Genomic DNA, 18,590 nt, shown 5'->3' on the forward strand with positions numbered 1-18,590 from the left:
AAGACTTTTTAACTGCCGATTATGGATTTCTACGATGGACCTGACCCCACGCGAAAAAGACAAGCTGCTGATCTTCACCGCCGGCCTCGTGGCCGAGCGGCGTTTGGCTCGCGGCGTGAAACTCAATTACCCGGAGGCCATGGCCTACATTTCCGCGGCGCTGCTCGAAGGCGCGCGTGACGGCCAGACCGTGGCCGAGCTGATGCACTACGGCACCACCCTGCTCAGCCGCGAGCAAGTGATGGAAGGCATCCCGGAAATGATCCCGGAGATCCAGGTCGAAGCGACGTTTCCCGACGGCACCAAACTGGTCACCGTTCACCAACCGATCGCCTGAGGCTGCGCCATGACTTACCACATCCGCGATGCGCTGCACGCCGACCTGCCGGCGATCCGCGACATCTACAACGACGCGGTGCTCAACACCACGGCGATCTGGAACGAACAGGCCGTGGACCTGGGCAACCGCCAGGCCTGGTTCAGCGCGCGGCAAGCCCAGGGCTATCCGATTCTGGTAATCGTCGACGGCGACGACAACGTACTCGGCTACGCTTCATTCGGTGACTGGCGCCCCTTCGACGGGTTCCGCCACACGGTCGAGCACTCGGTGTACGTGCGCAACGACCAGCGTGGCAATGGCCTCGGCCCGCAACTGATGGCAGCGCTGATCGAGCGCGCCAAAGGCTGCAACAAACACGTGATGGTCGCCGCCATCGAAAGCGGTAATAGCGCCTCGATCCGGCTGCATGATCGGGCCGGTTTTGTCGTCACCGGCCAAATGCCGCAGGTGGGTACCAAGTTCGGCCGCTGGCTGGACCTGACCTTCATGCAACTGATCCTCGATCCGGGCGCAATGCCACCCGATCCCCACAAGGAGTGATGCCCCATGAACGCCGCCCAACTGCGACGCGTCAATGTTGAAAGCTTTGCGCACTATCGTCAGGGATTGATTGATCTGCTGCTCGACGCCGTCGGCTATGGCGCCAGCGTCGGGTTCATGGCGGATCTGGACGCCACCCAGGCCCGAGCCCATTTCGATGAAGTCCAGGACAACCTGAACAAAGGCAACGTGCTGCTGTGGGTGGTGGTCAAGGACGAACAGGTGCAGGCCAGTGTGCAACTGAACCTGTGCCAGAAAGCCAATGGGCTGAATCGCGCCGAAGTGCAGAAACTGCTGGTGCGTGAACACGCCCGTCGTCGCGGCCTGGGCCAGCAGTTGATGCATGCCCTGGAGCTCGCCGCCCGCCAGCACAAGCGCGGCATGCTCTACCTCGACACCGAGGCCGGCTCCCCCGCCGAAGACTTCTACAAGGCCCTGGGTTACACCCGTGCCGGCGAAATTCCGGACTACGCCTGCGACCCGAACGGGCGCTACAAACCGACCGCCCTCTACTACAAGATTCTCCAAGGAGCCCAGTGATGATTCCCGGTGAGTACCAGATCCAGCCTGGCGACATCGAGCTTAACGTGGGCCGACGCACTGTCAGCCTGAAGGTGGCCAACAGCGGCGACCGGCCGATCCAGGTCGGCTCGCATTATCACTTCTTCGAAACCAACGACGCGCTGACCTTCGACCGCGTCGCCAGCCGCGGCATGCGCCTGAACATCCCCGCCGGCACCGCAGTGCGCTTCGAACCGGGGCAGAGCCGCGAGGTCGAGCTGGTGGACCTGGCCGGGCATCGCCGGGTGTTCGGGTTTGCCGGCAGGATCATGGGCGACCTCGACTGACACGCAAACCCTGTGGCGAGGGAGCTTGCTCCCGCTCGAGTGCGAAGCGCTCGCAACACAGCTGGTGCGATCTATCTGAATAAGCGGAGCGGCAGATTTTACGACTGCTGCGCAGCCGAACGGGAGCAAGCTCCCTCGCCACAATGGACCGCGGACTACCGCACTTCACTTTCAAGGCAAGCGCATGAAAATCTCAAGACAAGCCTACGCCGACATGTTCGGCCCCACCGTCGGTGACAAGGTCCGTCTGGCCGACACTGAGCTGTGGATCGAAGTGGAACAGGACTTCACCACCTACGGCGAAGAAGTGAAATTTGGCGGCGGCAAAGTCATTCGCGACGGCCAGGGCCAAAGCCAACGGCTGGCCGCCGAGGTGGTCGATACCCTGATCACCAACGCGCTGATCATCGACCACTGGGGCATCGTCAAGGCCGACGTCGGCCTCAAGGACGGGCGCATCGCCGCCATCGGCAAGGCCGGCAACCCGGACATCCAGCCCAACGTCACCATCGCGGTCGGCGCCAGCACCGAAGTGATCGCCGGTGAAGGCATGATCCTCACCGCCGGCGGCATCGACACCCACATCCACTTCATCTGTCCGCAGCAGATCGAAGAAGCGCTGATGAGCGGCGTCACCACCATGATCGGCGGCGGCACCGGACCGGCCACCGGCACCAACGCCACCACCTGCACGTCAGGGCCGTGGCACCTGGCGCGCATGCTCCAGGCCGCCGATGCGTTTCCGATGAACATCGGCCTCACCGGCAAGGGCAACGCCAGCCTGCCGGAGCCGTTGATCGAGCAGGTCAAGGCAGGCGCTATCGGTCTGAAGCTGCACGAAGACTGGGGAACCACGCCCGCGAGCATCGACAACTGCCTGACAGTGGCCGACCAATACGACGTCCAGGTCGCCATCCACACCGACACCCTCAACGAGTCCGGCTTCGTCGAAACCACCCTCGCCGCCTTCAAGGGCCGCACCATCCACACCTATCACACCGAAGGTGCCGGTGGCGGTCATGCGCCGGACATCATCAAGGCCTGCGGTTTCGCCAACGTGCTGCCGAGCTCGACCAACCCGACCCGGCCGTTCACCCGCAACACCATCGACGAGCACCTCGACATGCTGATGGTCTGCCACCACCTGGACCCGAGCATTGCCGAAGACGTGGCCTTCGCCGAAAGCCGCATCCGCCGCGAAACCATTGCTGCCGAAGACATCCTGCATGACCTCGGTGCCTTCTCGATGATCAGCTCCGACAGCCAGGCCATGGGCCGCGTCGGCGAAGTCATCACGCGCACCTGGCAGACCGCCGACAAGATGAAAAAGCAACGCGGCCCGCTACCCGGCGATGGTGAAGGCAACGACAACTTCCGCGCCAAACGCTACATCGCCAAGTACACCATCAACCCGGCGATCACCCACGGCATCAGCCATGAAGTGGGCTCGGTCGAAGTGGGCAAGTGGGCGGATCTGGTGCTCTGGCGTCCAGCGTTTTTCGGGGTAAAGCCAACGCTGATCCTCAAGGGCGGTGCCATTGCGGCCAGCCTGATGGGTGACGCCAACGCGTCTATTCCAACGCCGCAACCGGTGCACTACCGCCCGATGTTCGCCAGTTACGGCGGTTCGTTGCATGCCACCAGCCTGACTTTTATCAGCCAGGCGGCGCAGGAGGCGGGCTTGCCTGAAGCCTTGGGGCTGAAGAAGAAAATCGCGGTGGTCAAAGGCTGTCGCGAGGTGCAGAAAACCGACCTGATTCACAACGACTACCTGCCGGACATCGACGTCGATCCGCAGACTTATCAGGTTAAGGCCGACGGTGTCTTGCTCTGGTGCGAGCCAGCGGATGTGTTGCCGATGGCTCAGCGTTACTTCCTGTTTTGAGATTCGGTCAGGCATAAACCCGGCACGAGGGGTGTCATTCTTCGTACCGGGTTAGCTGTTTCTCAGGTCAATCCGTTGCTGGTGCGTTCATAAAGGCGATGTCCACCCTTTGCAGTTTCGCCCGATCCATCGCCTGTTGGGTCAGGGTTTTAAGCAGCGTTTTCATCTCGATATCGATCAGGTTCAACTCGGCGGCATAGGCTTGGTCAGTCATGACCTGGCCCGGAGCAATTTCGCTTTCCAGCTTACCCAGTTCAGCGGCGAGTACCCGGAGCTCCTGCTTCAGATCGGCCTTTGCCTGCAACGAAAGGTTCGGTTCGGAGGCCCTCTTTTCAAGCGCCATGTAAAACTCAGTCGTTGCATCGATTCGGCGCCTGAAAACTTTGAAGGCGCTTCGATTTGTGCCCCGTAGGTATGTTTCCCAGAACGGTTGTTCGATGATCGAATCACGCAGTAAATCGCCGGTTTCCAGCTCCATGACCCGCTGATACGCACTCTCGATCATCTCGGGAGTCACACCGGTGTGCGTGCGAAATTGCAAATCACGGGACTGCCAGGGCAGGTCCAGTCGCTCTGCCAGATCCGTCATGTAAGCCAGGTGGACCTCGACTTCATCGATACTTCCCGACACTGCGCCCTCAGCATCGACAGTCCTGAATTGCTCACCATTTTCCAGGCGCTCGGCAACCACTTTGTGGGCGATCCGGCTCAACTCGTCCAGCCGCGACTTGCCTCTGGCCAGCTGCACCAGTTCGGCCTCCACCAGGCCCGGGTTGGCCAATGCGTAAGCCTCATGGATCAGCACTTCTACGCCCATCGCATTGAACAACTGCGCCCCGGCGTCAACACAGTTAGTGACCTCCTCCCTGCCCATGACGAAAAGATTGCGCCGCAGCTCGCTGTCCTTGGACATGGCCTCCAGCATTCGCCAGAGCTTTTGCGTCATGTCCACCCTGAAGGCTTTGTCAGTTCTGAAGGCGGTTGATTGGGTGAGTTTCCTGATCTGATTGAAAAAAGGCACTGAGCCGAACTCATCCTCAACGCTGTTCCAAACATCCTGTTTGGCCACCCACTCAGGTCGCGTCAAGCCTTCCTCCCAATCAAGACTGTCGCGCACGCCGCGAGGCGGATACGGACGATCGGGGTCCAGGCCGACGGACCGGATATAACCTCTGAGCGTTTCCAGGTTCTCGGCCGACAACCACGGCGGATCGCGATTCAATACCGTGCGCGCCAACAGCTCCGCGGAGGCTGAGCCGGGCGTAACCTGCGGGATAACGGTCAGTTCGTTGCGCTGCAGGCTCAGGTAAAAATGCCGGAACCTGGGTTGAGCGAACAGCCCCTCCGGCCAGGTATCAATCCCGGTGTCACCCAGCATCAGGGTATGCAGCATGCGCATCCCACCGATGTCGGGCACTCTCCCCAACGGGTTTCCTTGCAGATCCAGACTTTTCAGCCGGGAGAGCCATCTCAAATAGGTAGCTCCCTGGGCATCCAGCACTATCCGGTTATCGCCGAGGTTCAGTTCGGTCAGCCCACGCATTCGCCCCACCGCACGAGGAAATTGCGTGAGCTGGTTACCGGTGAGATTCAGCGAACGGAGTTTCGGAAAATGAACCAGAAACGTGACATGGGCATCGTTCATTCCAGTGCCCAGCAAGTTCAGGCTGGTGACGTGCTGAAAATCGGCTTCCAACAGAGGCATGCTTCCCAAGTGTCGCCCCAGGGGAACGTTTCTGAAATCAAGCGCTGTCCCGTACATATTTCCCAAAGGGTCCACATCCCTGGGCCCGGTGTGCTGCCAGCACTGGCGAATGGTTGTGTAGATCGAGTTTCGGGTCTGCCATTCGGCAATGCCGGCAGGGCTGTACCTGAACGCTTCGGTGGGTAAATTGAGCCAGTGCCGGAAATTGGCATTGAGACGATCGAACTCCGCCTCCAATGCGCTTGCCCGCTGTTCCGGAGTAACGTCGTCGCCCCCGCCGTCCAGGTAAGCCTGGGCCTCGGTTTCCGTCCACCCGGGGCGCACACTCCTGACCCGCTCCTGCGGCGTCACTCGGCCGGTCAGTTGTCGAATGCCCTGGGGGGCAAACATGCCACCGCGCAACTTCATCGTTTCGGGATCGTAGGCGGGCTTGCGCAGAGGGTTGTCCGCCAGCATCGGACGCAGCTTGTCACGCGCCAACGGGGCATTTTGAACACTGCGTTTGAGGTTCGCGCCTTGATAGATCTCGTACCCCAGCGCTTTGCGTTCGGCGTCGGGCAGAGCGTGCAAGACGGATGAAAAAAGATCGTCGGCACCCCGCAGATGGTTATCCTCGGCATCCCGCGCTTCATAGCCCTCGTCCGTGCTGACCAGCACTTTGCGCGTACGTGCGTTCTCCGGGCCAATGCTGTCGCGCAGGTGCCCGGTGAACGAATGTTCGCGAACTTCAATGCGCACGTCGCCCGGCCAGTTCGGCAAGGTTTCCAGGGTGTGCAGCGCCAGCCGTTCCGTATCCGGAGCGTGCATCGAGTCAAGGAACAGCCCTTCATAGGCGCGCGCCAAACGTACTTCCAGCAAGGCCGCCCGCACCTGTTGCCGCAGATGCAAGGCAATGCGCTTTTGTTCGGCCAGTGCTCGCAAATCCGCCGGAGCAGCGGCGGCCAGCAGTTCCTCGGCCACGCCGTCGGGCAATTGTGCAAAAGCATCCTGAAGCACCCGCACATTGGCATTGTCTGATGGCGACAGACCGCTCTGTGGCAGCTTCCCCGTGTCCGACCACGTCTTGAACCGTTCGATCGTGTCGACCAGCAACGCCGGCGGTGCTTCGTTTTCGACATGCAGCCGACGCAGCACATCTGCTTCGACGCCACTGGCGATCCGGATCTGCTCAAGCGTTGCATCGTCGAACGTTTCTACCCTCGCCCCCAACCGCCGCATGAGCTCGGTCGAGGTCCATTCGACAGGGCGGTCGAGCTCGGTATGCCAGGTGCCTGCGCCATTGTGTTCAAGCTTCGGTTGGTAGGCCATCGCTCGATCCGGATGGAGAATCCGCGGTTGCCCCGTGAGTGGATCGTCTTGCACCGCAAAGTATTTACCGCCGATCGACAGGAATTCCTGATCGTTGTGCAGATACAGGCCTCGCTCGTTTGGCTTCGTACCCGGACTCAGACTGACTTGATGTTCATACGGACTCAGGTCCGGATTCCAGAGACGGGTCTTGCCGTCAGCGAGCACCACCGGCTTCAGCTGTTCGACAAAAGATGAAGGCCGGACCGCTAGCGCTGCGCCCGTGGGTAAAACATGCCCTGCCGCCATGATTGCCAACTGGGCAGCATTGATCAGGACACCGCACAGAAGCGCCGACGCTTCTTCCTTGTCTCCCTTGCTCCAGTCCTCAATGCCCTCCATGGTTTCGAGCAGCATTTGCCCGACCATCACGCCCAACATGGCCTCCCCCAGGCCAGGCACCAGCATTGCGCCGAAGTTGAACACATTCCAGCCGATGTTCGCGTAACTCCTCAGCCGCGCCCAGCGGGCATTGGCATCTTCATCGCCAGTGGGCACGGCGATATGTCGCGCATCGGCGATGGCCTTGTCGCGCCGCCATCGACTGAACTGAGGCCAGAGCGCGCCTTCGATCACATGGGTGATCGGTTCTGCGTCGGGGTTTTCCACTGCGGTTTCCCGCCACCATGGCCCCATGTTCAACGGCTCCCGCTGCTGCCAGGTGAAGGTGCTGAAGCGCTCCCTGACGCGAGCGAAAAACCTGCCCTGGTCTTTTTGCGGTACGAACCGACTGAAGAACTGCTGATAGTCCGACGAGCGCAACTGGCTCGTCAGCGCCTTCATGAAGTCGGTGAAGGACGGATATTCCTTCAAGGGATGTTCAGGGTCATCAGGGACGTAGGCGATCAAGGTGCCATCGAGCCGGCTCTGCGTAAAAATATCGTTCCTGCCCAGCACCTCGTCGACCACACCGCTTGGCCCGTTGGCAAAAAAGGCCTTGAGCAGTTTGAATTGATCAAACTCCTGCCCGGGTAAAATGGCCAGTTTGCGCGACCACTCCATCATTGTTCGTTGGTCTGCCGGAACCAGGCTGTTGTAGATTCGCTTTACTCGTGTCGGATCAGCCACTGCACTAAACAACACGATACCCGACAGCTTCACGCCCAAAAGAGTCAGCCGATGAGACTGTAACGGGCGATTGCCCATCGTGATGTTTGTCTGGTTGTCTCGTAGTTGCTGCAACTTGCCATATGCATAAGAAGTGATATCACTCTTCAAATAGGCAATCAGCGCTGACTCATTGAACGCGGCCTTTTCGGTCCCGATGAAGTGCTGCTCAAGCGAGGCCTTGGCATCAACCGCCGAAGGGGCCAGCAACCCTTTGATGTGCCGCTGATATTGCGCACCGAGATCCAGATCCCTGCAAAGGCTCGCAAAACTCTCGATGGTCAATGAATGGCGCCTCAGGGCTCCTTCGGCGTCGGTAATGAAAATGCCGGAGCCATCACGAAAGGCGCCAGCACGGGTTTCAGAGTCCTCGAAGTTATGGAGGGCGGCCTCCAGCAGAGTTGACTGCCTGAGCTGACTGGCATTGGTGTCAACGCCAAAACCCAGGAGGGCCGGAATATAAAGCCGTACCGATGTCGCATGAACATCCAGATCCAGGTTCAGCTTTTCTTTCAGGGCCTGAACAAGCAAGGGTTCGGCGAACTTATTGATGTCCTTTTGCAAATCGCCCAGTGTGTCATCCAGGCTGTCTTGCAACCGCCACCGCTCACTGATGAGTTCGTTGAGATATTGACGGTTGATAGCACTCGCCTTGATGTACCACTCGGGAACGTCCGGCTTCATATCAGTCGTTGATACAAAACTTGATACCGATGGTTTCTTTATGAATGCGGGAACTTTGATTGCAAGATAATTCAAATAAACATTGGCGCCTGCTGTCATCTCTTGAGAAATATTGGAAACGCCCCCTTCTGACAATTCATTCATTGCGCATGTATCCCTATGCATTTGAGAAGAACGCCAAGCTTATTCAATACCTGAAAAAACAAAAGATTAAATAACTGTTGGAAAATAGCGATAAAACAAACAACACCTTCCAACTTAAGAATCTAAAAAACAAATAAGTACCACCTGCAAGACCTGCAAGCATGATCCGGCGTGTCAGCGGTAGTTTTTACCGATCTACAAAGAGGCTAAGATGCCCAGACTCTCCAGGCAGGTAACGGCCATGCGCTTATCCGAATTCATCAGGCAACACGTGGACCGTATCGTCGATGAATGGGAACAGTTCGCCAGAACGATCACCCCGGCGGCCGAGTGCATGGATCGAGCAGCCTTGCGCGATCACGCCAAGGCAATTCTGCTCGCGGCAGCGCGGGACATGACCACCGCGCAAACCGCCAGCGAACAGCTCGCCAAGGCCAAGGGCGAAGGCCCGGAGAAAACCCCAAGCCTGGATGAAGCGGGTGCCAGCCATGGCGAACTGCGGCATACCGTGGGCTTCGACCTGGTGCAAATGACCAGCGAGTTCCGCCATTTGCGGGCCTGTGTGATTCGGTTGTGGGTCGACAGCCTGGAGTCACCGGACCTGACCTATTTCCGGGACATGATCCGTTTCAACGAAGCCATCGATGAGGCCCTCGCCGAATCCACCGCCGCCTATGCCGAACAGGTCAACCATTCACGGGATCTGTTTCTGGCGATACTCGGGCATGACTTGCGAGCGCCATTGCAGGCAGTGAGCATGTCCGCCGAGTTACTGCTGCGTAAAGCAACGCTTGAAGGCGATGCTTTGGCCTGTGCCAACAATATTAAGGATGGCGCGCGGAACATGGCGGTGCTGGTCAGCGATTTGCTGGAACTGGTGCGCAGTCGCCTGGGCAAGCGCCTGCCAATCGAACCGGCGCCCATGGACCTGGCCGAGACGGCGCGCGAAGCGATTGCCCAGGCTTGCGCTGCTCATCCGCAATGCGATCCGGCACTGAGCGTCGAAGGCGATACCCGGGGTATTTGGGATGGCCGAAGGCTCGCTCAAATGCTGCAGAACCTGATCGGCAATGCCTTGCAGCACGGTTCGAACCACAGCGTGATCAAGCTGAGCCTCAGGGGTGAAACGGACAGCGTTCGCCTCACCGTGCACAACGACGGTGCGCCGATTCCGCCCGAGGTCATCGGCACAATCTTCGATCCACTGGTACGCAGTGCCGACGAAGAACTCGGCGGGCCGAGCACCAGCCTTGGCCTGGGGCTGTTCATCGTCAAGGAAGTGGTTGATGCCCATCAAGGGACGATCGAGGTCAGTTCCAGCGAGGCTGAGGGCACACTGTTTAGCGTGGTGTTGCCCAGGAAGGTGTAACGCCTTGGGACCGCTGTGGCGAGGGGGCTTGCCCCCGTTCGGCTGCGCAGCAGTCGTAAAATCGACGCATGCGGTCAGTCTGAAAAACCGCGATGACCGGATTTGGGGTCGCTACGCAACCCAACGGGGGCAAGCCCCCTCGCCACAGGTTTAGTGTTTACAGCTATTCGATCACCAAGCGCCCCAACCGCTGCTTGAGCATGCGGTTCTCGGCCCGCAGTTGCTGGACCTCGTCAAGCAGGTCCAGCGCCAGGGCGACACCTTCCCATTCCAGCTCCAGGTCGCGCCGCAGCTTGGCGGCGCGCTTGGCCAAAACCAGTTCGTAGTCGGTGAAACGCCAATCCTTGGGCTCTGTACCCTGTGGTTCGAGGATGCCGTGTTCGACGATCTCGATCACATGCACGTCCGACAACTCGGTCGCCTCACAGAATTCTGCCAGGTCCAATAGAACGATCACGGGGTCGCTCATGATTGGGCTCCTCCTTATCTCGGAATCAAAAATTCTCTCGCGGATCGAAAGCGGCTTTTTTCGCCAACTCCTCCCACAACGCCTTGACGTCATGGTCGAGTTTTTTCGGCATCACCGCCTTGAGCTGCACGAACAGGTAACCACGGTGCCCGGCCTTGTGCATCAGGCCGTGGCCCTTGGCGCGCATGCGCTGGCCGTTCTGGCTGCCGGCCGGAACCTTGAGGTTGATCTTGCCGGTCAGGGTCGGCACCGCGACTTCGGTCCCCAGTGCCAGTTCCCACGGTGCCAGTGGCAAGGTGATGATCAGGTTCTCGCCTTCGACATCGAATTTGGGGTGCGGCGCAAAACGAATGGTCAGGTACAGGTCGCCATTGGCCCCGCCACCGATGCCCGGAGCACCCTGGCCCTTGAGGCGGATGCGCTCGCCGTCGGTCACGCCGGCGGGGATCTTCACGTTCAGGCTTTTGCTGGTGTTGCTGACATGCTGGCCGGCAGCGTTGTACTGCGGCACCTGGAAGCTGACCTTCTTCGATTCGGTCGAGAGGGTTTCTTCCAGAAAAACCGGTAATTCCATTTCCACGTCTTGCCCTCGACGACCGGCGCTATGGCCCGACCGTCCACCACCACCGAAACCCGAACCACGGTTGCCGAAGATCGAACTGAAGAAGTCCGAGAAATCGCCCGTGTCCTGACCACCGCCTCCGAAACCACCACGACTCTGCCAACCCGGCGGGCCCTGGAACGGCTGGCCGTGGTGACCGTATTTGCGCAAGTCGTCGTATTCGGCGCGCTTGTCGGCGCTTTTCAGCGCTTCATAGGCTTCCGACGCGTCCTTGAACTTGGCCTCGGCGTCCTTTTCCTTGCTGACATCGGGGTGGTATTTGCGCGCCAGCTTCCGATAGGCGGCCTTGATCGCCTTATCGTCCGCAGTCGGCTCCACGCCGAGAATCTTGTAATAGTCTTTGAAGTCCATCGAGGGAATCACCATCCATTATCGAAATCGCGCCACTCGGTACAGCATGCTCTGGTTTACAGCGTCTTGATTGATCAATCTCAATTTTGTGACCGGGCAGCGCATCAGTAGTTTATCGGCAGCCAGGCGCAGTTCTTGCTGTCGCCCAAGGATTGCCAAACCTATGCAGGGAAGTTTGGGGGTGATGGCGCATCTTTCAAGCGTAGATCAATGTGATTTAACAGATAGTCGGCCTTCGAATCTGCGCCGCACTGACATACACTGCGCGGCCGTTTTTTAACCGGAACTTGAAAGACATGAAAAACGCATCTCCAGCCCGTGCCTGCGGTATCGACTTCGGCACGTCCAACTCCACCGTCGGCTGGCTGCGCCCCGGCATGGAAACGCTGATCGCGCTGGAGGACGACAAGATAACCCTGCCCTCGGTGGTCTTCTTCAATATGGAAGAACGCCGCCCGGTGTACGGCCGGCTGGCGCTGCACGAGTACCTGGAAGGTTACGAAGGCCGGTTGATGCGCTCGCTCAAGAGCCTGCTGGGCTCCAAGCTGATCAAGCACGACACCAGCGTCCTCGGCACGGCGATGCCGTTCAAGGACCTGCTCGGGCTGTTCATCGGCCAGTTGAAAAAGCGCGCCGAAGCCGCTGCCGGTCGGGAGTTCGAGGAAGTGGTGCTGGGCCGTCCGGTGTTTTTCGTCGATGACGATGAACTGGCCGACCAGGAAGCCGAGAACACCCTGGTGGACGTAGCCCGCGCCATTGGTTTCAAGGACGTCTCGTTCCAGTACGAGCCGATTGCAGCGGCGTTCGACTATGAATCCACCATCGAAAAGGAAGAGCTGGTACTGATTGTCGACATCGGCGGTGGTACGTCGGACTTCTCGCTGGTGCGCCTGTCCCCTGAGCGACGCGGGCACGACAACCGTCACGACGACATTCTCGCCACCGGTGGCGTGCACATCGGCGGAACCGATTTCGACAAACAGCTGAGCCTGCAAGGACTGATGCCGCTGTTCGGCTACGGCAGCCGTATGAAGAGCGGCGCCTACATGCCCACCAGCCACCACATGAACCTGGCGACCTGGCACACCATCAACTCGGTGTACTCGCAGAAATCGACCCTGGCCCTGGGCAGCATGCGTTACGACATTGAAGACACCGGCGGCATCGATCGCCTGTTCAAGCTGATCGACCAGCGCGCCGGGCACTGGCTGGCGATGGAAGTGGAAGAGACCAAGATCCAGCTGACCCACGCCGACAGCCGTCATGTGCCGCTGGACCGCATCGAGCCCGGTTTGAGTGTGGAACTGACTCGTGCGCTGTTCGAATCCGCCATCGACAACCTGCTGGAGCGGGTGCGCAACAGCGTGACCCAATTGCTGAACGACGCCAATGTGCGGGTCGATCAGGTAGATACGGTGTTCTTCACTGGCGGTTCGAGCGGGATTCCGGCACTGCGCAACAGCGTCTCGGCAATGTTGCCGAAGGCGCAGCATGTGGAAGGCAACATCTTCGGCAGCATCGGCAGCGGGTTGGCGATCGAGGCGGCCAAGCGTTACGGCCCGATGGATTGACCTGAAACCCTGTGGCGAGGGAGCTTGCTCCCGTTGGACTGCGCAGCAGTCCCTTCTTTTGGAGATAAGGGGGGCCGCTTCGCGCCCCAACGGGAGCAAGCTCCCTCGCCACAATTAGATCAACACGGGATCAAACCATCCCCACCTGCTTCAACTCACTCTTCAGGTACGCGTAATAAATCGGCCCCGCCACCACCCCCGGCAGGCCGAACGCGGCTTCGAACACCAGCATCGCCAGCAGCAACTCCCACGACTTGGCGCTGATCTGCCCGCCTACAATGCGCGCGTTGAGAAAGTATTCGAGCTTGTGGATAAAAATCAGATACCCCAATGCCGCCACCGCCACCCAGATCGACAGTGACAGGCCGACGATGGTGATCAAGGTGTTCGACATCAGGTTGCCGATCACCGGCAACAAGCCGAGCAGGAAGGTCAGCACGATCAGGGTTTTGGTCAGCGGCAGCTTGATCCCGAACATCGGCAGGACCACCGCGAGGAAAATCCCGGTGAAGAAGGTGTTGAGCAGGGAAATCTTGATCTGCGCGAAGACGATATTGCGAAACGCCTGGACCAACAGGTGCAAGCGGTCGAACAGCGCCGCGGCCAAGGGCTTGCGCTTGGTCAGGTCCGGTACGCGCTGCAAGGCGATGATCGCCCCCAGTACCATGCCGATCAGCAGCGTCACGAACATGTGCGCCGCGTCCTTGCCCACCAGTTGCAAGTCGCTGAGGTGCTTGCTCATCCACTCGCCGATGGCCACTCGGAATTCGGCGGCACTGGCCGGCAAATAAGCGTCGATGAACGGCGGCAGCTGCCCGCGTGCGCGGTCGACCACGCCCATGAATTTATCGAGGGAAGCACCGGGGTTTTCCGCCTCGTGCAGCAGAAAACTGATCGCACCGGCAAAGATCAGCGCCAGCACACTGACCACCAAAGTCCCCAGTAACGCCACCGCCAGCCAGCGCGCACGGCGGCCCTCGATCAGCCGTTGCAATTGCGGCGTGAGCATATTGACCAGTTCGAACACCAACAACCCGGCCAGCAGGCTGGGCAGCAATCGCAGAGGGATCACCAGCAGCAAACCGCCAAAAATAATGACCCAACTGATGAGCAACAAGACCTGACGCTGAGAAAACGCTGACATACAGCCTCAAAACGAACGACGTGAAAGGATTGGCAGTCTGCCAGCGTTCCGGCGCCGAAGCGAGCAAACACGAACCTTGGGAGCGAGCCTGCTCGCGATAGCATCAACGCGGTTCTGCGTGATACCTAGTCGCCTGCATCGTCGGATCGCCGTCCGGAGCAGGCTCGCCCCACACTGCTTATTTTTTCTTCAGGCACTCACTCATGAACGCTTTGCGTGCATCGCCCTTGAGGCCCTTGGTAGTGGCATCGGCGTTACAGGTTTTCATCTTTTCTTGTTGAGGTGTCATGGGCTTGGCGGCATCGGCGGCCGGCGCGGCTTTGAGGCAGGTACTCATGAAGGCTTTGCGCTCATCGCCCTTGAGGCTCTTGGCGGTAGCTTCGGCATTGCAGGTAGTCATTTTGTTCTGTTGGGCAGTGGCAGCAAAACCCTGGGAGCAGAGCAGCAGACCGATCATCAACAACGGGGCACGCAACATCTTCATGGAGTTTTCTCCTTGTTACCGCACCGATGGGTACGGCCTCGCTCTGGAGTGTAGACAAAGCCTGTTACACCTTCATCTGCTATCAAGATGGCTGCGCCGATACTGTTCCGGCGTGCACCCGGCCTGGCGCTGAAACATCGCGATAAACGCCGAGCCGGTGCTGTAACCCATGTCGAAGGCGATTTCCTGAATGCTGCGGTGGCTGTCCAGCGCTTCGATCGCCGCCAGAAACCGCAACCGTTGCCGCCATTCACCGAAACTCATGCCCAACTCGCGAACAAACTGCCGGGCCAACGTGCGTTCGCTGACGTGAACCTGCCCGGCCCAATACGCCAACGGCCGGTTATCCCCAGGTTCGGCCTGCAAGGCTTCCAGAATGCCAAGTAACCCGGGACTGCTGGCGTAGGGCAAATAGCACTCATGCATGGGCGCCTGTTGCAGTTGGTCCACCAGTACTTGAGCCAGACGCTGGTCCGCGTCGTGCTCGGGAATTTTCACATCGCGGGCGGCGAAGTCTTTCAGGATCGCCTTGAGGATGTCGCTGATCGCCAGGGTGCAGGCCTGTTGCGGCAGATCGCGGCACAGCGTCGGCGCGAGGCAGACCGCGCGATAGTTGATCGGCTGATGGCTATAGAAACTGTGTTCGGTCCCGGGCGGCACCCATACCGCGTATTGCGGCGGTGACATGAAGCGGCTGCCGTCGACATCCATGTGCAGCACACCATGGGCGGCGTACTCCAGCGTGCCCCACGGATGCCGGTGAGGCGCAGCGTATTCGTGAGCGCTGAAGTCGGCATAGCGGAAATACACCGCCGACGGCAGTTCGCTGAAATCCAGCAGGTCGATGTGTTTACTGTTCATGCTGTCCGGAATCAGGGGCAGATTGTCTGGATCGCAGTATAGGCTTGCATCCAGACAGGCGGATAATTGCCCCTCATTAACGTTCTGGCTTTTTCCCGATGCAATACGCTTATCCCCTGCTGGCCATCTTCATTTGGGCTGGCAACACCGTGATCAACAAACTCGCGGTGGGCGCAATCTTCCCCGCCGAAATCGGCTTCTACCGCTGGCTGCTGGCCGGGATTCTGTTCACGCCTTTCATGCTTAAGCCAGTGATCGCCCATTGGCCGGTCATACGCCCAAACCTGGGGAGGATCTTCATCCTCGGCGTACTCGGCATGGCGGTTTATCAGAGCCTGGCCTATTTCGCTGCAACGCTGACGTCGGCCACCAACATGGGCATCATTTTGTCGCTGATGCCATTGATGTCGCTGGCCATGGCGATGATCAGCCTCGGCCAACGCCTGACCGCCGGTGCGCTGGCCGGCGCGGTGCTGTCGTTTGCGGGGGTTTTGGTGGTGGTGTCGTCCGGCAGCCTCGGCGCATTGCTCGAACACGGGGTGAACCTGGGCGACGCGATGATGCTGATCGCCACGCTGGCGTATGCGATTTACAGCACCTTATTGAAAAAATGGCAGCTGCGCTTGCCGCCGCTGGTGCTGTTGTATTTGCAGGTACTGGTGGCGGTGGTGGTGCTGTTTCCGCTGTTCCTCGCCTCACCGAAAATCGGCCCGACCCTGCATAACATTCCGCTGGTGCTTTACGCCTGTCTGCTGGCCTCGATGCTTGCGCCGCTGGCGTGGATGCAGGCCGTGGTACGCCTGGGCCCGAGCCGGACCACGCTGTTTTTCAACCTACTGCCGTTGATTACGGCGCTGATTGCGGCGGTGGTGCTGCATGAGCAGTTGGCGTTGTATCACCTGGTGGGTGGGGTGTTGACGTTGGGTGGAGTGATTCTTTCCGAGCGCTGGACTACCACGTTGGGCCGCGCATAACCCTTTGTGGCGAGGGAGCCTGCTCCCGCTCGAGCGCAAGGCGGTCGCATTCTGGGGGCTGCTTCGCAGCCCAACGGGAGCAAGCTCCCTCGCCACAGGGGTTAAACGCCTGCCGCCTTCAACCGCGCGGCATGCTCGACAAACAACCGCACGGGCTCCGCCCCTTTGCCCACCAGCCCCAGGGATTGGTTGACGATATCGAAGTGATCCATCGGGTATTGATCGCCAATCACCGTCCCGAGATGCGAGCTGTAGCGCCCGACCATCCCGTCGCAATGCCCCGCTTCACGCACGAAGGTTCTGGCAAACAACCGGCAACTGCGGTTGGTGCCGTCGAACAGGTTGCACCCGCGATCGGTCTTGCCCGGCTGCAAAGTCCCGGACCAGGAGTAATAGCGCACGCCATTGACCACTTCCGGGCCATGCCCACCCCAGGTGTCAGGCAGCCCCTGTGGATAACGCTGATTGAACAGCGCCACGCCGGCCGTGGTCAGCGATTGATGCGAAGCCGGGATATCCACCGGCAGTCGCGGCCCGCGATAACCGGTTTCCAGCAGGCACATCAATGCGCTGATCAACCACAAAAAAAAGGTGAGCAATCGGCCCCTGGCGCTGTCTGCCGGGTAATGATCGTGCAGGTAGTCCGCCAGCTCCGAACCGTGATTGGGCCCGGCCACCGAGGTCACTGACGCCACCTGGTCCGGGCGTTTTGCCGCAGCATACCGAGCGGTCAGCGAGCCCTGGCTGTGGCCGATCAGGTTGACCTTCTCGGCCCCGGTATCGCGCAGGATTTCCTCGATTCGTGCCAGCAATTGCTCACCACGCACCTCGGTTGAGTTGAGCGGCGAAACCTGCACCGCGATCACGGTTGCACCGTCCCGGCGCAACGCCGAAATGATCCCGAACCAATACGGATAGAGCAGCAGACGAATAAACCCGAGCATCCCCGGGACCAGCACCAACGGGTAACGCGTGGCAGAGCCCTGCGACATGGATGAACATCCTTGTGGTCGGTGAGATGAAGCAAGGCTGGATGCAAGGCCTCAGCCAAGCATCGCCACCCAAGATGACAACCCGGTGACCAATCTATGACATCCACCCTACTTCAACCCCACTACGCCCGCCACAATCAGCCCGACCGACACCAGTTTGAGCGCGGTCAGGCTTTCGCCCAGCAGCGCAAAGCCGAGGAACACCGTGCCCAATGAACCGATGGCGGTCCAGATCGGGTAGGCGATGCTCACGGGCAATTCGCGCATGGCCAAGGTCAGGAAATAGATCCCACCCACGGCCGCCACCACGGTGATCACCGAAGGCCAGAGCCGGGTGAAGCCTTCGGCGTATTTCATGCCCATGGCGAAGGTGACCTCGAACCCGGCGGCAATCAGCAGGAACAGCCAGGCCATCTAGAACTCCCTGGCCAGCGCCAGCAAACGCTGTTCGGCCTCGGCTACGGAAACCTGGAAGGTGCGCTCGGCGGACTCCTCGCCCTCGGCGGCGACAACCGTGACGTCAGTGATGCCGATGAACCCCAGTGCCGTGCGCAGCAACGGGTCGGCATGGTTCATCGCTTCAAGCTCACCGCCGGGGCCGAAGCCAAACCCGCCGCGACTGGTGACGATCAATGCCTTCTTGCCCCGCACCAGCGGTTCGTACTGCGCGATGCCGTTGTCCAGGGTGTGATTGAACGTCAGCCCGAGCCGCACAATCTGGTCGATCCAGGCCTTGAGGCCACTGGGCACGCTGAAGTTGTACATCGGGGTGGAAATCACCAGCAGATCATGGCCGAGCAACTCACCCACCAACTCATCGCTGAGTGCCAGGTCGGCCTGCATCGACAACGGTCGCGCTTGAGGCTCCGGATGAAAAGCAGCCGCTACGAAGGCTTCGTTGGCGGCCGGGATCAATGCCCGGCCGACTTCACGGCGGGTCAATTGCGACTGCGGGTTACGGACCTGCCAGGCTGAAAGAAACACCTCGGCCAACCGCCGCGAGTGAGAGCGTTCGCCACGGGGGCTGGCGTGAATGGCAAGAATTGTGCTCATCTGAATCTCCTTGAGGGCTAAACTGAAACGGCTTGTGGTTGCAGCTTGAAGCGCACAGCCGCCTGCCTTCAAATGAGCAAAAATCAGTCTGGATGAATCT

At 59.8% G+C, this 18,590-nt stretch carries 17 protein-coding genes; 8 read left to right on the forward strand and 9 right to left on the reverse strand.

Going from position 1 to position 18,590, the window contains the following annotated elements; genetic code table 11:
* Window positions 1–34 precede the first annotated feature (34 nt).
* The 5 genes from ureA to ureC all read left to right on the forward strand — a co-directional run bounded on the left by ureA (window position 35) and on the right by ureC (window position 3,613).
* A complete protein-coding gene (gene ureA / locus ACEN8R_RS21255; RefSeq protein ID WP_007937143.1) occupies window positions 35–337 on the forward strand; it encodes an urease subunit gamma in 303 nt (100 codons plus the stop codon).
* A 9-nt stretch (window positions 338–346) separates the two neighbouring features.
* Complete coding sequence (locus ACEN8R_RS21260; protein ID WP_018928451.1) at window positions 347–880, forward strand: GNAT family N-acetyltransferase; 534 nt, start codon at window positions 347–349, stop codon at window positions 878–880.
* A 6-nt stretch (window positions 881–886) separates the two neighbouring features.
* Window positions 887–1,420, forward strand: a complete 534-nt coding sequence (locus ACEN8R_RS21265) for a GNAT family N-acetyltransferase (protein ID WP_018928452.1) — start codon at window positions 887–889, stop codon at window positions 1,418–1,420.
* A complete protein-coding gene (locus ACEN8R_RS21270) occupies window positions 1,420–1,728 on the forward strand; it encodes an urease subunit beta (protein WP_018928453.1) in 309 nt (102 codons plus the stop codon). The genes ACEN8R_RS21265 and ACEN8R_RS21270 overlap by 1 nt, the downstream gene beginning before the upstream one ends.
* Before the next feature lie 184 nt (window positions 1,729–1,912).
* A complete protein-coding gene (ureC, locus tag ACEN8R_RS21275; RefSeq protein ID WP_495624347.1) occupies window positions 1,913–3,613 on the forward strand; it encodes an urease subunit alpha in 1,701 nt (566 codons plus the stop codon).
* 67 nt (window positions 3,614–3,680) lie between these two features.
* Here the strand turns inward: ureC and ACEN8R_RS21280 are convergent, their stop codons facing one another.
* On the reverse strand, window positions 3,681–8,600 hold the full coding sequence (locus ACEN8R_RS21280) for an NEL-type E3 ubiquitin ligase domain-containing protein (RefSeq protein WP_495624348.1): 4,920 nt from the start codon (window positions 8,598–8,600) through the stop codon (window positions 3,681–3,683).
* Between the two features lie 241 nt (window positions 8,601–8,841).
* Here ACEN8R_RS21280 and ACEN8R_RS21285 point away from each other — a divergent pair, with 241 nt between their 5' ends.
* Window positions 8,842–9,969 carry a sensor histidine kinase gene (locus ACEN8R_RS21285; RefSeq protein ID WP_495624349.1) on the forward strand — a complete coding sequence of 376 codons (1,128 nt, stop codon included), beginning with the start codon at window positions 8,842–8,844 and terminating at the stop codon, window positions 9,967–9,969.
* Between the two features lie 163 nt (window positions 9,970–10,132).
* Here ACEN8R_RS21285 and ACEN8R_RS21290 read toward each other — a convergent pair whose 3' ends face one another.
* Window positions 10,133–10,438, reverse strand: coding sequence for a chaperone modulator CbpM (locus ACEN8R_RS21290; RefSeq protein ID WP_018928457.1), 306 nt, complete (start codon window positions 10,436–10,438; stop codon window positions 10,133–10,135).
* 25 nt (window positions 10,439–10,463) lie between these two features.
* A complete protein-coding gene (locus ACEN8R_RS21295) occupies window positions 10,464–11,411 on the reverse strand; it encodes a DnaJ C-terminal domain-containing protein (protein ID WP_018928458.1) in 948 nt (315 codons plus the stop codon).
* 296 nt (window positions 11,412–11,707) lie between these two features.
* Between ACEN8R_RS21295 and ACEN8R_RS21300 the strand changes: the two genes are divergently transcribed.
* A complete protein-coding gene (locus tag ACEN8R_RS21300) occupies window positions 11,708–12,982 on the forward strand; it encodes an Hsp70 family protein (RefSeq protein WP_018928459.1) in 1,275 nt (424 codons plus the stop codon).
* A 130-nt stretch (window positions 12,983–13,112) separates the two neighbouring features.
* Here ACEN8R_RS21300 and ACEN8R_RS21305 read toward each other — a convergent pair whose 3' ends face one another.
* From ACEN8R_RS21305 to ACEN8R_RS21315, 3 genes are all read right to left on the reverse strand, one after another.
* The gene (locus ACEN8R_RS21305; protein ID WP_018928460.1) at window positions 13,113–14,126 is read right to left on the reverse strand and encodes an AI-2E family transporter; all 1,014 of its coding nucleotides are present in this window, start codon (window positions 14,124–14,126) and stop codon (window positions 13,113–13,115) included.
* Between the two features lie 178 nt (window positions 14,127–14,304).
* A complete protein-coding gene (locus tag ACEN8R_RS21310; protein ID WP_064616040.1) occupies window positions 14,305–14,610 on the reverse strand; it encodes a PsiF family protein in 306 nt (101 codons plus the stop codon).
* Between the two features lie 72 nt (window positions 14,611–14,682).
* Window positions 14,683–15,471 carry an AraC family transcriptional regulator gene (locus ACEN8R_RS21315; RefSeq protein ID WP_495019426.1) on the reverse strand — a complete coding sequence of 263 codons (789 nt, stop codon included), beginning with the start codon at window positions 15,469–15,471 and terminating at the stop codon, window positions 14,683–14,685.
* Between the two features lie 98 nt (window positions 15,472–15,569).
* Here ACEN8R_RS21315 and ACEN8R_RS21320 point away from each other — a divergent pair, with 98 nt between their 5' ends.
* Entirely contained in the window at window positions 15,570–16,445 is an 876-nt protein-coding gene (locus ACEN8R_RS21320) for a DMT family transporter (protein ID WP_495624350.1), read from the forward strand.
* Between the two features lie 101 nt (window positions 16,446–16,546).
* Here the strand turns inward: ACEN8R_RS21320 and ACEN8R_RS21325 are convergent, their stop codons facing one another.
* The 3 genes from ACEN8R_RS21325 to ACEN8R_RS21335 all read right to left on the reverse strand — a co-directional run bounded on the left by ACEN8R_RS21325 (window position 16,547) and on the right by ACEN8R_RS21335 (window position 18,490).
* A complete protein-coding gene (locus ACEN8R_RS21325) occupies window positions 16,547–17,437 on the reverse strand; it encodes an esterase/lipase family protein (protein ID WP_018928464.1) in 891 nt (296 codons plus the stop codon).
* Between the two features lie 108 nt (window positions 17,438–17,545).
* Window positions 17,546–17,851 (reverse strand): DMT family transporter, encoded by a 306-nt coding sequence (locus tag ACEN8R_RS21330; protein WP_007903452.1) that lies wholly within the window; start codon window positions 17,849–17,851, stop codon window positions 17,546–17,548.
* Window positions 17,852–18,490 carry an FMN-dependent NADH-azoreductase gene (locus ACEN8R_RS21335; protein ID WP_495624351.1) on the reverse strand — a complete coding sequence of 213 codons (639 nt, stop codon included), beginning with the start codon at window positions 18,488–18,490 and terminating at the stop codon, window positions 17,852–17,854.
* Window positions 18,491–18,590 lie beyond the last annotated feature (100 nt).

Source organism: Pseudomonas sp. Pseusp15 (genome assembly GCF_059492165.1).